This is a genomic window from Haloarcula nitratireducens (assembly GCF_019599505.1).
The window spans coordinates 13,467-27,889 of the sequence record NZ_RKLT01000036.1 but is presented as its reverse complement, the minus strand read 5'-3'; the positions used below and the strand labels follow the sequence as shown (position 1 = coordinate 27,889).

At 56.5% G+C, this 14,423-nt stretch carries 21 protein-coding genes; 16 read left to right on the top strand and 5 right to left on the bottom strand.

Annotated elements, in window-relative coordinates; genetic code table 11:
• On the bottom strand, positions 1–199 hold a 199-nt coding region (locus EGH23_RS24685), incomplete at its 3' end, for a hypothetical protein (protein WP_220582647.1).
• Between the two features lie 299 nt (positions 200–498).
• On the opposite strand from EGH23_RS24685, the gene EGH23_RS24680 reads away from it, so the two are divergent.
• From EGH23_RS24680 to EGH23_RS24670, 3 genes are all read left to right on the top strand, one after another.
• Positions 499–1,458 carry an ArdC-like ssDNA-binding domain-containing protein gene (locus tag EGH23_RS24680; protein WP_220582646.1) on the top strand — a complete coding sequence of 320 codons (960 nt, stop codon included), beginning with the start codon at positions 499–501 and terminating at the stop codon, positions 1,456–1,458.
• 127 nt (positions 1,459–1,585) lie between these two features.
• Positions 1,586–2,524 (top strand): DUF6610 family protein, encoded by a 939-nt coding sequence (locus tag EGH23_RS24675; RefSeq protein WP_220582645.1) that lies wholly within the window; start codon positions 1,586–1,588, stop codon positions 2,522–2,524.
• A gap of 53 nt (positions 2,525–2,577) precedes the next feature.
• On the top strand, positions 2,578–2,715 hold the full coding sequence (locus tag EGH23_RS24670) for a hypothetical protein (RefSeq protein WP_220582644.1): 138 nt from the start codon (positions 2,578–2,580) through the stop codon (positions 2,713–2,715).
• A gap of 113 nt (positions 2,716–2,828) precedes the next feature.
• Here EGH23_RS24670 and EGH23_RS24665 read toward each other — a convergent pair whose 3' ends face one another.
• Positions 2,829–3,071, bottom strand: a complete 243-nt coding sequence (locus EGH23_RS24665; protein ID WP_220582643.1) for a hypothetical protein — start codon at positions 3,069–3,071, stop codon at positions 2,829–2,831.
• A 410-nt stretch (positions 3,072–3,481) separates the two neighbouring features.
• Between EGH23_RS24665 and EGH23_RS26960 the strand changes: the two genes are divergently transcribed.
• From EGH23_RS26960 to EGH23_RS24630, 8 genes are all read left to right on the top strand, one after another.
• On the top strand, positions 3,482–3,610 hold the full coding sequence (locus tag EGH23_RS26960; RefSeq protein WP_268899516.1) for a hypothetical protein: 129 nt from the start codon (positions 3,482–3,484) through the stop codon (positions 3,608–3,610).
• Positions 3,607–3,825 (top strand): DUF8129 domain-containing protein, encoded by a 219-nt coding sequence (locus tag EGH23_RS24660; RefSeq protein WP_220582642.1) that lies wholly within the window; start codon positions 3,607–3,609, stop codon positions 3,823–3,825. Before EGH23_RS26960 ends, EGH23_RS24660 begins: the two co-directional genes overlap by 4 nt.
• The gene (locus tag EGH23_RS24655) at positions 3,818–4,036 is read left to right on the top strand and encodes a hypothetical protein (protein ID WP_220582641.1); all 219 of its coding nucleotides are present in this window, start codon (positions 3,818–3,820) and stop codon (positions 4,034–4,036) included. The genes EGH23_RS24660 and EGH23_RS24655 overlap by 8 nt, the downstream gene beginning before the upstream one ends.
• Before the next feature lie 146 nt (positions 4,037–4,182).
• Positions 4,183–4,824, top strand: a complete 642-nt coding sequence (locus EGH23_RS24650) for an SWIM zinc finger family protein (protein ID WP_220582640.1) — start codon at positions 4,183–4,185, stop codon at positions 4,822–4,824.
• Between the two features lie 77 nt (positions 4,825–4,901).
• Positions 4,902–5,165 (top strand): AbrB/MazE/SpoVT family DNA-binding domain-containing protein, encoded by a 264-nt coding sequence (locus tag EGH23_RS24645; RefSeq protein WP_220582639.1) that lies wholly within the window; start codon positions 4,902–4,904, stop codon positions 5,163–5,165.
• Complete coding sequence (locus EGH23_RS24640; protein ID WP_220582638.1) at positions 5,162–5,617, top strand: putative toxin-antitoxin system toxin component, PIN family; 456 nt, start codon at positions 5,162–5,164, stop codon at positions 5,615–5,617. The genes EGH23_RS24645 and EGH23_RS24640 overlap by 4 nt, the downstream gene beginning before the upstream one ends.
• A gap of 68 nt (positions 5,618–5,685) precedes the next feature.
• Positions 5,686–6,960: an RNA-guided endonuclease TnpB family protein gene (locus tag EGH23_RS24635; protein ID WP_220582637.1), complete on the top strand. Its 1,275-nt coding sequence runs from the start codon at positions 5,686–5,688 to the stop codon at positions 6,958–6,960.
• A 119-nt stretch (positions 6,961–7,079) separates the two neighbouring features.
• Positions 7,080–7,979 carry a transcription initiation factor IIB gene (locus EGH23_RS24630; protein WP_220582636.1) on the top strand — a complete coding sequence of 300 codons (900 nt, stop codon included), beginning with the start codon at positions 7,080–7,082 and terminating at the stop codon, positions 7,977–7,979.
• A gap of 543 nt (positions 7,980–8,522) precedes the next feature.
• Here the strand turns inward: EGH23_RS24630 and EGH23_RS24625 are convergent.
• Positions 8,523–8,888 (bottom strand): hypothetical protein, encoded by a 366-nt coding sequence (locus EGH23_RS24625; RefSeq protein WP_220582635.1) that lies wholly within the window; start codon positions 8,886–8,888, stop codon positions 8,523–8,525.
• A 641-nt stretch (positions 8,889–9,529) separates the two neighbouring features.
• Between EGH23_RS24625 and EGH23_RS24620 the strand changes: the two genes are divergently transcribed.
• On the top strand, positions 9,530–9,961 hold the full coding sequence (locus tag EGH23_RS24620) for a response regulator (RefSeq protein WP_220582634.1): 432 nt from the start codon (positions 9,530–9,532) through the stop codon (positions 9,959–9,961).
• Between the two features lie 128 nt (positions 9,962–10,089).
• On the top strand, positions 10,090–11,157 hold the full coding sequence (locus EGH23_RS24615) for an ATP-binding protein (protein WP_220582633.1): 1,068 nt from the start codon (positions 10,090–10,092) through the stop codon (positions 11,155–11,157).
• A gap of 37 nt (positions 11,158–11,194) precedes the next feature.
• Here the strand turns inward: EGH23_RS24615 and EGH23_RS24610 are convergent, their stop codons facing one another.
• The gene (locus EGH23_RS24610) at positions 11,195–11,491 is read right to left on the bottom strand and encodes a DUF5789 family protein (protein ID WP_220582632.1); all 297 of its coding nucleotides are present in this window, start codon (positions 11,489–11,491) and stop codon (positions 11,195–11,197) included.
• Positions 11,492–11,713: 222 nt separating this feature from the next.
• Here EGH23_RS24610 and EGH23_RS24605 point away from each other — a divergent pair, with 222 nt between their 5' ends.
• The 3 genes from EGH23_RS24605 to EGH23_RS24595 all read left to right on the top strand — a co-directional run bounded on the left by EGH23_RS24605 (position 11,714) and on the right by EGH23_RS24595 (position 13,089).
• Positions 11,714–12,094, top strand: a complete 381-nt coding sequence (locus EGH23_RS24605) for a DUF1428 domain-containing protein (protein ID WP_220582631.1) — start codon at positions 11,714–11,716, stop codon at positions 12,092–12,094.
• Between the two features lie 225 nt (positions 12,095–12,319).
• Positions 12,320–12,748, top strand: a complete 429-nt coding sequence (locus EGH23_RS24600) for a hypothetical protein (RefSeq protein ID WP_220582630.1) — start codon at positions 12,320–12,322, stop codon at positions 12,746–12,748.
• A 119-nt stretch (positions 12,749–12,867) separates the two neighbouring features.
• Positions 12,868–13,089, top strand: coding sequence for a PaaX domain-containing protein (locus tag EGH23_RS24595; RefSeq protein ID WP_220582629.1), 222 nt, complete (start codon positions 12,868–12,870; stop codon positions 13,087–13,089).
• A gap of 84 nt (positions 13,090–13,173) precedes the next feature.
• Here the strand turns inward: EGH23_RS24595 and EGH23_RS24590 are convergent, their stop codons facing one another.
• A complete protein-coding gene (locus EGH23_RS24590) occupies positions 13,174–14,415 on the bottom strand; it encodes an MFS transporter (RefSeq protein ID WP_220582628.1) in 1,242 nt (413 codons plus the stop codon).
• Positions 14,416–14,423 lie beyond the last annotated feature (8 nt).

The following is a 14,423-nucleotide window of genomic DNA, read 5'->3' as shown; positions in this document are numbered from 1 at the left end:
CGCGCACGAACCCGGTATCGCCTCGCCGGACCTCGTTCGGAAGGCGAGAAGTTGCCAGCGGGGACGTGGGACCGGCCCGCTGTCCCGCGTTGGAATCCTCGCGCTTCAGCGCGGGGAGGATGTCAAAACCGATGTTCCCAGACCACGTTGTTTTTCTTATCTCGTCTAACTGTGATGGGTCCGGAGCCGTGCTTGTCATATGAGTTGCTCCCGTCTAAATCATAGCTATCGTCTATTACCGGTTCGGCAAGCGTGCAAGGCAGTTACACCCGTCCTTTTCGCTTAATTCGCTGGCGCTCTGAGTTCTGAGCCAATGAGTGATAAATCAGATCCATTTACAGTTGAGAGATACTTTTGATTGAATTCGGTGATCGTATACTTTTACGTAGATTGGGAGGCCGCGAAGGCACGGAACAACGAGTAGCTCCCAGCCGACGATTTTCTGTCCCCCCTGGGAGGTGCGGGGGCGTACCCGAGAGTGCGTCCCGATAGATACCAATGGCGACGATCCAAACCGACCTTTCTGACGCAGAGACGTCTCGCCAGCAAACTACGCACTCCTTCGACGATTCGGATACCCGAGCCGACGATATGCGCGACCAACTCGATACGTGGGTCGAGGACCTCGCCGAGCTGACCGATGAGGCCCAGGCCAGCGAGCAGTTCCAGCAGTGGCTGGAAGTCCAGTCGAAATTCCACGATTACTCGGCCCGGAACACGTTGCTCATCCAGTTGCAGTGTCCTAACGCGACTAAGGTCGCTGGGTACAATACGTGGCAAGCAGAGTTCGACCGGCATGTCAAGCAAGGCGAGGACGCCATCTGGATCTGGGCACCGATTATCACCAACAAATGTCCCGAGTGTGGGAACTCGCCATCCTATCACGCGAATACGGAGTGTGAGTACGACGAGACCGATCCCGACGAGTGGACACGCGGGTTGGTCGGGTTCCGGCCGACCAGTGTGTTCGATATTTCTCAGACCGAGGGCGAGCCACTGCCCGATCTCAAAACTGAAGCGTATGGTGATGCAGACGGACTTATTGAGGACCTGTTGGCTGCAACCGATGCCATCGGCGTGGATGCGACTATCGTTGCTCCCGACGAGTGGAAGCACGGGTCGGCACGCGGGGTGTGTGAACGGCGGAGTCCGACGACGACGAATCCGGTCGTAGAGGTGGTTGACCGCGAAAACCGGGCGGATCTTGCGAGTACGCTCATCCACGAATTCGCCCACGCGACCATGCACTTCGAGCGTGAACCTGGCGAGGAGAAATCGCGGTTGGAGATTGAGGCTGAAGCGGTGGCTTACATCGTCAGTCGGCACTTCGGCTTGGATCCGGACAACTCAGCGTTCTATCTTGCGGCGTGGGACGAGGATGCGCCGGCGACAGTTCGAGATCGGTTAGACCGGATTTCGAATACGGCGGCTGAGTTAATCGACGCTATTGAGAGCTAACCAACAGATAGTGACTATATTGAGTAGCGTTGGTTAGTCTATCACTGATTGTCGGTACCGGACTCACGAGGCGTATTTGTGGCGCGCTGGGCAGCTGGGCGCGCCTCTCAGGGCGTCCGTGTTTCCAATGTCCACAGATGCACGACACTCCTGGTCAGCGGCAGCTATCGATGACGCGAAGCAAGCTGAGTACGTTGGGTTCCTGCATCGGGAACCCTTTGTCATCGACGCCTTCGCATTGGGATTCACAGTCGGTGTTCGTGAGGACTATTCCTATCAGTCCTCGCTACGGAACGTCGATGTCCCAATCGAGATTCTGGACAATGACTTTCGGAATCCCAACTTGGACCGCTATATCGAGCGCTTCGAGCAGTACGAACCCTCTGTGGGAATGCTGGGCGATGCGTACGACCGCGAGGAAGCCCGGCGATACAATCGAGCGGCGAGAGAATTGAAGGCGAAGTTTCCGGGGACGGAGATCATCATTGTCCCGAAATGTCGGGAGGCGATTCCTGCAATCGACGACGATATCGTTCTTGGGTATCCGATGGGATACTCCGACAAAACGGCCGAGGAGTACACGAACATCGTGGATTGGCGCGAGCGTCGGGTCCATCTGCTCGGTGCAAGTCCACCCAAGCAATACGAGGCAATCCAGAACCTCACACAGCCTTGTATCACGGGCGAAGCACCAGCCGATATTGTCGGTGTAGATTGGAATGGAATCCATCTGGCGGCCCTGAAGGGCCAGTATTTCACGCCACATGGTTACGGTGACGCTGACCATCTCTCGATTCGAGCAACTGTACGAGAGAGTCTGGAGTGGATTCGGCGCTACTGGCAGAGAACGGGCGTCTGGCCGACGTCGGGAACTGGCCAGAATCCACTAAACGAGGAGCCAATGGACCCAGTCTTTGCTACTGACGGCGGCCGCGCGACGGCTGGGGACCTTGAGGATGCGATTGTGGTCGAGTACGGGAACGGTCAGACGCTGGCCTATCGCTCCGAACGTGAACGGAAGCGTATCGAGTATCGGGAAGGACTCGTCCCCGTCAATCGGACGTAAGCGACTGAGACTATGCGTGATTTTGTGCGCCTCTGACGGATGAGAGGCTCATCATGAGTACTGACCAGCAGTCAGCTGACGAAGAGGCACAAGACGAAGCAACCGACGACGTCACCGCCATCGCCGCCGAGCATCGTCGGGCACAGGCCTCAGGCGAAGTGTTCGAGGGCGAACCTGGAGGAGAGCGCTAGGACCGTGGCACAATGAAATTCTCGGGTGCATCCCATCCTTAGGTCTCCTTAGGACAACGCGGTGACCCTCTAGACTATCTGGCCTGTGATCCTGCAGCTGAACTGTTCTGTGTTCACGCGTTCTCTCCAGGATGTGGGACTCTCTCGACGACGTCGGCAGGGCGGTATCGGCCGTCGTCTTCCTTGGCGCGGCCTTCTTCGACGAGCGTCGCGAGCGCGTCGCGGACGTCATCGGGATGGATGCCGCCGTGCGAACTGGCGACTGTCTTGATGGTTCGCTCTCGTGCCCAGTCTGGTTGCGGGCCGCTGGTCTGGACGATGAGCGTATTCAGCACTCGGCCCTTCGTGTCTGTCATTATTTAGTAATCTTCTTCCTGTTTCTTAGTCGCTTCGACAGTCTGAGTAACAGCGACTAGGTTCCAGAACGAACTACTCTGTCTATCCGCCTCTATTATGCCGGCTGCCCGTCGAAATCGTGCCTTGTCCCCAGCCGACTACCATGAACTGGCTCGCGATCAATCCCGCTCATTTTGCTGTTCAGGTATTCAGCGATCCGTGATTTTGTGCGCCTCTGGAGAGTGAGAGGATGTCTCAACAACAGTCTCGGCCTCGGCGACCTTCTGGATCGTGTTCCAATCAGCAAAAGGTATCCATTGAGTCAGTCACAGCGGCCGTTCGAACGCAACGGGCTCCGGAGACTGATTTCGAAGCACAGGTTCTGCGGACTGTCGCTCAGCAATCGGATCGGCTCACCACGCCGGATATCTTGGCACTCCGAGCACAGTTGGACGTCGAAGTTGCTGAGCAAGCACCACTCCGACAGCGAGTTCGAACCGTCGTCGACGCTATCACCGAAACGGTCGCGACGTGGGATCAGCAGGAGATGGGAGCATGAGCGGGGACGCCGCGGTTCTGGAGGGCCTGCCACCCGAGCAACTCCTATCGGGCGACCAGCTCCAGCCGATTATCGCTGGGATTCGCTGTATGGACTCCATCGAGACGATTCAGACGTATCTGGCCTACGAGACGACACATCAGGACCGAACGCACGTCCAAGACAAACTTCGCTTGCGTGCTCGTGAACTTCGCCGGGGTGACGGCGATGAGTGACGAACGACTCTTCATCGAAGTCCACGGTATCGGACCCGACGATATCCCGGCTCATTCGGATGAGCCAGCGGTTCCCGACGAGGCGACAGCCATCGCGACCGACATACACGATCTGCTTCGGGAGGAGTATGAATTGACTGACGTCGAGGGTGTTGCGACCGTCGTCAATTCGGACGTCCATGAGCAGTTAGTAAGCGAATCCGATTCCTAGCCGACTGTCTCGGACAGCGATTTTGTGCGCCCCAGCGGGGTGAGGGGCGTTCCATCGAGAACGCTCGTCGTTTGTACCAATGTCCACTGCTATCGCCATCCTTGAGAGTTCGCTCACGACTACTATTGCTGCCTTGGAGGTCACCGATGACCAGTAATGGTGCCGGCGTGGACGACCGGACGGTCGCCGCGCTGACCGAAGTGATGTCGGTACTGGACTCGGTCGGACGAGTTCGGGACGCGCCGGGCCTGTATCTGGTTGTCTCCTCGTCAGGGTCGGAGTATCTGGTCGATATGGCCGAGGGCCGCTGTGAATGTCCCGACGACTCCCATCGACCGTCTGTTACCTGTAAGCACCGCCGTCGAGTTGCGTTCGTCATCGGCGAGCGGCCAATTCTTGAGTGGGCGAATCAGGATGCACTTGACGACCAGTTCGGGTTGCACGTCGAGGCCGAACCAACACGGGCAGTCCCCGACGGTGGCGTTGCGCAAGCCACAGCCGGCAAGGACTCTGTTCCTCAGTCAAGCAACGGCCCGCTCACAGTCGAACTCGACGACGACCCACGAACGAAGCGAGCGAAGCGTGAAGCTATCGACACCTCCTTTTTGCAAAAACCGGGCCGGTACGAGGTACACTCGGCGTCAGATAGCGTCTACGAGGTAGACGTCCTCGAAGAGACGTGTAGTTGCCCGGACGACGCATCCCGGTGTAAGCATCTTCGGCGGGTCGACATCGAGATCCGAGCCGGGTTGGTTCCACGGCCAGATGGCCGACTGCCGGATGTATAGGCCCCACCAAGTGCCAGTATTGGTGAGTGGGCAGAACATTCAAGCACGTGCGTAAGGAATTCTTACATAGAACTGAGATGAGTACCGATGATCCAGAACTGACGACCGTCACTTCGAAAGGACAGATCACCATTCCAAGCCGTCTCCGTGAGGAGTTTGGCCTAGAGCAGGGGACGAAATTGATGGTGGTACCAACAGAGCACGGGTTGATTTTGAAGAAAATCGAACTCCCCTCAGTCGAGGAGTTTCAGGCTCGTGTCGAAGAGCGCGCGGAAACGACCGATATTACGTTGGACGAGATCAATGACTTGGTGCATAAGGGCCGGAGCGATGATGAATGAAGGCTGTTCTTGATACGAACGTCCTCATCTCGAGTGTGCTCTCGACCGGTGTGCCACATGATATTGTCGTCGCAGGGTTCAACGATGAGTATCAACTGATTGTTTCTGTTCCGACGCTCACAGAGTTTCGTGAAACACTGCTAAAGTATCCAGACCGGTTTCACCTGGATCCGGAGGAGGTCCAGACAGAAGTCGAAACGATTCGTTATTTCGCAGAGTTCGTTGACCCAGCTACTGATGTCACCGTTGTTGCGGACGATCCTGACGATGACAAGTTCTTGGAGGCTGCGGTAGCTGGAAACGTCGATTATGTTGTCTCTGGCGACACGCATCTTCTTGATTTGGAGTCCTTTCGTGGCATCGACATCGTTACCCCACGGACATTCTACAGGCGGAGCAGGCCGAGTGCCTCGGGGCTTAACCCCGAGGGTGAAGGCCGTAAGCTCAGGTGAGTGTTCCACTTTCACTGTGGATGGCTGGCATTCAAGATAATCGCACTACTACACTGGTACTGGAGCGAATGACCGACGCACAGGCTCTCGTCAAGACGCTGGACTTCCAACTCGACATCCAGAGTGACAACGAGGGTTTGCTGTACGACGCCACACTTGAAGCGCGGTGGGCGTACAACGAAACCATCCGACTCGCCAAAGAAGGCGTGGACTGGGACGCCATTCCCGACAGGGTAGCCGACGACGCTGACCTCGTGAAGAACACTACTCAGCGTGTCGTTGCGAAGGCACTCGGTGCGATAGAGAACTACTTCGAATACGACGACTTCGGCCAACCGAGCCATACCAAGGACGGAACGTACCCGCTTCGTGCGAACTACGAGGAGGGGTACAACCTGTCGCTCACCGACGACGGCGACGTGGCGGTCCGAATCAGCGCGAAGCCGTACAAGCACGTCAAAGGTGTCCTTGACGGTGACGACGCTCATCTCGACATTCTCAAGAACGCACTCACGAGCGACGAGTGGAAGATTGGGACGGCAGAAGCTCTGTTCCACAACGACACCCCTGAGTTGCACGTCAACGTTACCAACACCGAGCAGACCGTTCGAGACAAGCAGGACTCACGGACGGTCATCGGCGTGGACGTGAACGAGGACAATGTGGCGCTCACTGCACTCTCCGAGAATGGCGTCGAGGACTCGTTGGTCATCGACTTTCCCGAAATCAAGTTCGAGCGTCACCGCTACTTCACGATGCGGAAGCGCGTGCAGAACGCGGGGAAGGACAGCATCCACGACACGTTGGACGGGCGTGAAGAACGGTTTGTCCGCGACCGACTCCACAAGGTGAGCCGTCACATCGTGGGGTGGAGTCAGCAGTTCGAGAAGCCGTGTATCGTCTTTGAAGACCTCAAAGAGATGCGCGACAGTATCGACTACGGCACGCGGATGAATCGACGCTTGCACCACCTTCCGTTCCGTGCCCTCCAATACTACACGTCGTACAAGGCGTCGTTCGAGAGCATCCCGACTGCGTGGATTAACCCCGAATACACGAGCCAGCGGTGTCCAATGTGCGGACATACGGAACGAGCGAACCGCAACAAAAAGCGGTTCAAGTGTCAGTCGTGTTCCCATCAAGACCACAGCGACCGTAGTGCAAGCGTCAACATCGCTGTGAAATGCGTGAAGAAATTCGATTGGAATGTGCCTGCTCTCAACAGTCTTCCTGTTGTTCGGAAGGTGCGACGGCAGGCATCGGGGGCCGTGGACGCCCCGACCGTGACCCACCCGACCGCCCAAGGCTATCTGGCCGATGGTCGGATGGGAGTGTCCGACTAAACCCACGGGAAGCCTCGGGGCTTGACCCCGAGGCGGTTCACGAACGGCTGGACCTGTAGTCGCTAATCTGGTATCTGAGAGTGATTTTACGCCTCCCACGGTGAGTGAGGAGTCTTCCAATGTCTTCACGAACTATCCAGCGACGCGAGTCGAGCGTCTCGACACAGTCTTGTCCTGAATGTACCGGCGACCTCGTCCGGACCGAGCAAGAAACCCATTGTGAAGCGTGTGGGCTCGTCGTTGGGGATTCACCTGTTGATTACGGACCCGAGTGGCGGTCATTCGACCGCGCAGAGCGCAAGCGGACTGGTGCGCCGCGAACGGTGACACGCCACGACCGAGGCCTCTCCACCGAAATGGGATTTCCGAGTGAAGTGGATGGGTCGTCGAGACGCCGGCGACTCAATCGCCAGCGTCGGCTACACGGACGGTCGAAGTTCGAGTCCAAGCGCGAACGGAACTTGGCGCATGGGCTGGGCGAGATTCGACGACTGGTCGGCGTACTGGAATACGGGCAGTCAGTTCGTAAGCAGGCGTCGAAGCTCTTTGAGCAGGCACAGGACGCGAACCTGCTTGTTGGTCGTTCCATCGAGAGTGGCGCTTCGGCAGCCGTCTATGCTGCCTGTCGGTGCAACACGGTCGTCCAGATGGACGAGATCACGGCGAAAGCCCGCTGCTCGAAAGCAGCAGTGTGGAACGCATATCGGGCGTTCCAGACTGAACTGGAAATTCCGATTCCCGTCCAGCGGCCGGTCGAATGGGTGCCGAAGGTCTTCTCGGAGCTACCAAGGGATGTCCCGCTACCGGTCAAGCGGGACGCAACTCGAATAGCAGAGCGGGCAACGAAGTCTGCGGAGATCAATGGTGGTCCAGTCGGTATCGCCGCGGCGTGTGTGTATCTAGCGAGTGAGCAAGCCGATATTCGTCTGCCACAGACGACGCTCAGTGATGCGATGGATGTCTCGGTGAAGACGCTTCGAATGTGGTACCAGCGGCTTCAACAGATTGGTGCCGCGTAGCTCACGCTAAAGGAGTGTCACGTTCGAAGGGAGGCCCATGGGAGTGAAGACTCCCAGTGAGGGCGGTGTCGCCCTATCATAGTGGGCGACGGGCAGTCGGTAGCATGTGCAGGGACCGTACCTGCATCACGACATCGATTGGCACTCGGTAAATGTTTTCTGGTGAGTCTCTCAAACTGCAATCTGAGTGCCGTCTCGGTATTCGATGCCGTACCGGGACTGTAATGCATGAATCCAGCGGCTCTTCCAGGTGGAGAAACCGAACTGACAATTTCTGGTAACAAAACGGCCAACAGAATTTTATCATATTCTCATTTATGGGTGGTTGCACGTACTAATCGTGCGTCTAGAGAGGCAATGGTTGCTACAAAAGTGGCTATTCACCTTGAAGATGTAGTGAGCAGCAGAATGCTGTCTGAATCCCAATAAGGTCCGGGCAGCACTCTCACGTCATGAAGGGAGGCCCGATGCGGCTGTAGTTTGCTCATCTTGAGAGGGGTTCTCCCCTCTCGTTTTCGCTATTCGGAATCAATACTTCACGTCTCAGAGTTGCTTAACTGGGATAGCCACGTCGTTGAGTATCGCGCGTTGTCGAAGGGCACAGAGATGCGGGCAGACTCCAGTCTCTGTGAAGCTTCGACAACTACACCAGCCGGCATAGTCGCCCTCGGAATGCCGAGCGAGGCTACAGTTCGCCGGCTGGCTGTCGTCAAGCATGACGACGAACAGGTCTGGTCGGTTGCCGTGTTCGATAGTCACGGTCGCTTCGAGGGCGGCGCTCCACATCGCCGGCCGGGTTTCTCGAACGGCAGGAAAGTCGAGATCATGAGTGCCGTCGGGTTGGGCTGCGACGTGGGTCTCGATGCTGGCGGAATCGCTGGTCGGGGTAGGGGACTCGGCTGTTTTCATGGTGAGTCCGCTGTGGTGTGTACTCGTCTCTCATAGAGCAAGAAAGTTGCGGTAGAGCGCTTTTTTCTGCGATATTGTGCACTCTCTTGGTAAGTGAGAGACAAACCATGGGTAGGACACAGCGATTAGGCACGACACTTGACTGGCGCTGGAAAGAGGGAACAAATAACCGGCCACTGCCCTGTCACACTACCACAGGTCTGAGAGGCCATCTATCCTCTCGCTGTTGGTAAGACCGTATTCCTCAGTCTCGAATTAGGTGTTCTAACTCTGGATACTCGGCTTCGACCCACCCCACTAACGATCCGTCCGCGTTGGAATCATACACTAACTCTTCGTCAGCGAGGAGTTGTTTCCGCTCGCAGCTATCGTCCGTTTCATACAAGGCTCGGTATATCGCTTCGGTAAGCGTGTCACATCTCTTCTCTTTGTAGACCGCGTCACCGGTTGCGACGTACTTCGCACACATCTTTTCGTTTTGAACTTGTCTGATACCATTATTATATTTTGGATACCAGGTACTATCCAATCAGCTGCTGATACTACCCGTGGGAAGTTGGTGGAAGCATTGGCCGCTCGCTATATTGCATCAGATATGACCCTCGGATTTATTGGCCCACATAGTGTTTATGTAAAGACCAATGAACGCTGGTGATATCCTGTTGGTCGAAGACAATCCAGCGGTGGCTCGACTGGTGATCGAAGCCTTCGAGGAAGCACAATTGGACCAGGAGGTGGTATTCGTTTCCAGCGGCGAGGCAGCACTCGAGAAGTTGCCTGGCCACCACGGTTCGGATGAGTTCACCCCGGCTTTCATTCTCTTAGATATCGATCTTCCTGGAATTGATGGATTGACCGTCGTCTCGGAGATCCGCGAAACAGCTGCTACGGAGTCTCTGCCAATCGTTCTCTTCTCGTCGACTCGAGACCCAGATACGATTAGTGAGGGGTATCGGCGCGGAGCAAATGCGTACGTTCAGAAGCCAGCCGATTACGCGGAAATGGTTCAGTTTGCAGACGTTCTGAACACGTTCTGGTTTCAGGTAGCGAACCTGCCGCCAGAAGCTCAATAACTGTCTTCCCCACCCTATATCTGATGGCTCTGTGTACCGACCGCTCTCTCAATTTCGTTTTCGCATTCCTCATGTAGTGACGAGTTAGGCCACAATCATTATCACTGCACTATCTCTCGACAGTGACAATGGGGTATTTGCTACGATGCATCGCGCTACTCGGCAGCCGACGCGTCCTCTTCGCGCTTGGTGGCCTCTACATTTGCTTTGCTGCTGGTATCCCGGTCGTCTCACTGCTCGGCGACCGACCGGGTGAGGCAGCGCTGACGACCTCACTGTTGGTCGGGACCAGCGGGCTTGTCCTTTTGTACAGCGGCTATCGCCTTCCTCGGACGGCTATCCGTCCTGATGTCTTTCCGGTTGTCGCTGGCTGGTGTATCCGTGCTGGCGGCCTCATGGTCGGGATTCTCCTGCTCATGACACTCATTACGGAGTTAGCCGACCCTGTTGCAAACTTCCTCATTCTGTCAGGACTGGCATGTGTCGCTGGTCTCGGAATGGGCTATCATGATGGGCAGGCCAAAACACGTGCTAAGGACGCTGAGGACTACAGCGAGCAACTCGAACGGCAGAACGAACGGCTGGAGAACTTCGCCAGTCTGCTAGCCCACGAACTCCGCAACCCGGTGTCGATCGGCCAGATATACACCCACCAACTGCCTGAAGCGGACCATCCAGAGGCCGTCGGCTACGTCGCTGAAGCGTTCGACCGCATCGAGAATACGATCGACATCATGCTGGTCCTAGCACGGGGACAGAAAGCACTGTCCGAGCAGCAACCAGTTATGCTGGCTGCCGTTGCGCAGGAAGCCTGGGACGAGCTCGAGACACCTGAGGCAACGCTAGCGGTTGAGACCGATCTGATGATCGAGGCTGACGAGACGTATCTCCGTCATTTACTCCGGAATCTGTTCGAGAACGCGGTTGAACACGGCGGCGACGACGTTACTGTGACGGTTGGTGATCTCCCGACAGGATTCTACGTCGCTGACGACGGGAGGGGAATTCCAGTGGACGTTCGAGAGACAATCTTCGAGCGGGGTTATACGACGGCGGCCGATGATGGCGGGATGGGACTAGGATTGACGTTTGTGAAAGCGATGGCGGACATCTATAGCTGGGAGTATTCGGTGACCGCGAGTACAAGAGGTGGGGCTCGCTTTGACTTCGAGAACGTGTCTGATCGGAATCCGTGACGACGTCGAAACTGACTACTCGATATTGACAGCCGAGTTAGAATGAGACGTCTTCGGTTCGCACATCGTCGACACCTGCCTCGATACCGCCTCGGTCGTCGTAGTATTTCCGTCCGATAAATCCGTCTTCGAGATTGCCCACCAGCGAGGTATAGAGCTCATCTGGGGTGTTGTATGTCGCTTCGTCGGTGCGTTCGAGCACCTCTCCGAGCGTAACTGCATCTCCAGCAGGAGTCATCAGCTCCACGGTTCCTAACTGCTCAATGACAGCGTCTCGGTCGGCGGGGAATGTGAACGCCTGCTCGAACAACTGCTGGGTTTCGGAGTAGCGCATTGAGACTCAGTAAACGAGTCCATCATTAAAAAACATTATGGAAGGGCGGGGTTGCACGAGAAGTGTTTCAGAAGCGAGGACAGCAAGCATCTCTCGCGAATAACGGTACTATCTCACAGTCGGTGCAGAAAATGTCTGTAGCAGAGCGGTACCAACGAGTGAGAGAGCACATTATACGTGGGAATAACGCTCAATCTCTGTCATATCTTCTCTACGTGAGTTATGGAACGATACGTCGATGGGTTCGTCCTTCCGGTCCCGACCGAGAAAATTGATGCGTACCGTGAAATGGCCGCTGAGGCTGGAAAGCTCTGGATCGAACACGGTGCTCTGGAGTACTTCGAAGGAGTTGGCGACGATATGGAGTCCGACATGGATGGCATGCCGGTTCGAACCTTTCCAGAGATTGCCGAGTCCAGCGATGACGAATCGGCCGTATTCGCATTCATTGTGTTCGAGTCCCGAGAGCACCGTGACGAGGTAAATGCGAAGGTAATGGACGATCCCGCGATGGATCCGGAACGCCCCAGCGAGGAGATGCCCTTTGAATCGGGGCGTATGGCCTATGGCGGCTTCCGCTCTCTCGTCAGCTATGAGAAGTGAACAATAAGAGCAATGAGGTAGTTCGGTCCCTGCCTCGAGGTAACGACCACTATGATTGTGGTGGTAGAGGGTTCAACACTCCTGGCTCTGCGAAATACGCATACCGCTGAAATGGTGTTTTCTGGATTACTCTCTGAAGGAGCCAGTAGTAACAGCGAACCATTAGCAGGGGAGCGCTTGCTGGCCGATTTTGTGCACTCTCTCGGTGAGTGAGAGAGACCAACCATGGGTAGCACACGGCGATCAGGCACCACACTCGAATGGCGCTGGAAAGACGAGACAGAGAACCGGCCGCTGCCTGAGTCCTGGGCGCGAAAGGGCCAGGAAGAATCGGTCGACGAGGACGAACAGTCGTTGTATGCGATCCAGTGTCGGGGTGGCCTTCTCTTGGAATGGACAGTGAGTCGGCAAACCAATGCGCCTGTCGCCGGACCGAATAGAGAACGGCCAGCACTGCGCGTGCTGTACGTCACGCGTGACGGTCAGCAGGCCGCCGTTCGTGAGTGGGATGCCACTCGACAGGATGGGGGGTGGACTCCTGAGTCAGCGTTTGCGAGTGTGATTGCGAAATCCCCCGACGCCTGTGACGACGTTGATGTGGATAACCGCGAATACTATCGGTCGCTCGTCGAGGAGCGATACGATATCGAGTAGCGGCCTTTCAGCGCTTCATCTGCAGCTCGTGTCGGTCAAATCAGAACTAACGTCGATTGTGTATATGCTGTACACACTCGGTAGGATATTATGCCGAGAGAGGGTCCTACTGCGGACCAATGCCTACTGAAAGCTCTTGTTCAGTTTCGGACGCCGCCGAGCTGCAAGAGCTGCAACCGAGTGCAAAACTGGTTGCCAAGACCCTCGAATACGAGGGGAAACTCACACAACCACAGCTCTCGGAGTCAGCGCTTCTGCCTGTTCGGACTGTTCGGTCTGCGTTGAGAATCCTCGAAGAGAACGACATCATCACCGCTCGTATCTCGACGATGGATGCTTGACAACAGGTCTACTCGCTCAACATCGAACAGGAGTAAACATCCATCATAGACTGTCACACCGCTAATGCCAAGACAACAGGTTGGTCACCATTGATGAAATGCGCGTGAACCGTAGTTCCACGAGAGGATACCGAGGAACGTCATTACACCCGATAGCGCAGCGAACCCACCCGCAAAAAAGACCCATTCAATACCGAACTGCCCCATTACCCATCCGCCGACTAGGGGAGCGAGGACGCTTCCTGGTTTCCAGACGAGCGACCGAACGCCGAAGCTACTGGTGATCCCCTCACCTTTCCCCTCGTCGGCGAACAGTGCCATACTCGCGGGTTCCCGGAACGCGTCGGCGATACCAAGCAGGGCATTCAACAACAGGATGGCGATAACTGCGCCGGTAATCTCTCCTGCTAAGGGCACAGAGAGGGTGATGAATCCCTCGAACGCCGGAGCGAACGGAAATGCGAGTGCGATCAGGCCGTAGCCCCCGCCGCCGAGAAAAATAAACAGCGCCCGACCCTGTTTATCTGAGAGCTGTCCGGTAATGGGCTGGCAGAGCATATTCGTCAGTTTCTCGACCGCGAGAACCGCTCCGACGACGACGGTACCGTATGCGAGTCCGCCCTGGGCAGCGGAGACGCCGACGAAGATGGGGACCCACTTGCGCACAAGCGAGACGGCAACGGCGTACTGCGCTCGAAAACTGGTGAGCGTCACGATCCGGCGGTTCAGTGCGAGGTCGGTGAACGCAAAGCCCGTAATCTGGGTCTCATCACTGTCGATGAACAGCCAGACGCTCACCGCGGCAACAATCAGGAGGACGGTCAGGAGTCCGAACAAGATGCCGAACCCGGTGAGTGCGAAGAGGATACTGGCACCGAGCGTTCCTGCGATTCCGGCAGCCATCCGGAAGGCGTTGTACTTTCCGATCCGATTCGCACGACCGGTGTCCGGCGCGAGGTCCCCCACGAGGGCGAGACTCAACAGCCCCGTCCCAGTCAGGCCGATTCCCTGGAGGAAACGCGCAGCGAGAAAGCCCGGAATAGTCGTAACGTAGGCGAACACCAGATACGCCAACGCACTCACTATCAGCGCACCGAGGAGAACCAGTCGCTTACTGTACCGGTCACCAGCCCATCCCAATGGAACGATACCGACCGTGCGAGCGAGTTCGAGGGCCGTGATGAAGAGGCCGATGGTCACGCCAGTCGCTCCGAGCGCATCAATATAGTCAGGGAGGAGCGTCAGCACGGTCATGAACCCGAAGCTGGCCGCAAAGCGGGTGAGATAGAGCGAGGAAAACTGCAGTTCGTCGTGCGTCCAGGCCATACCAACTC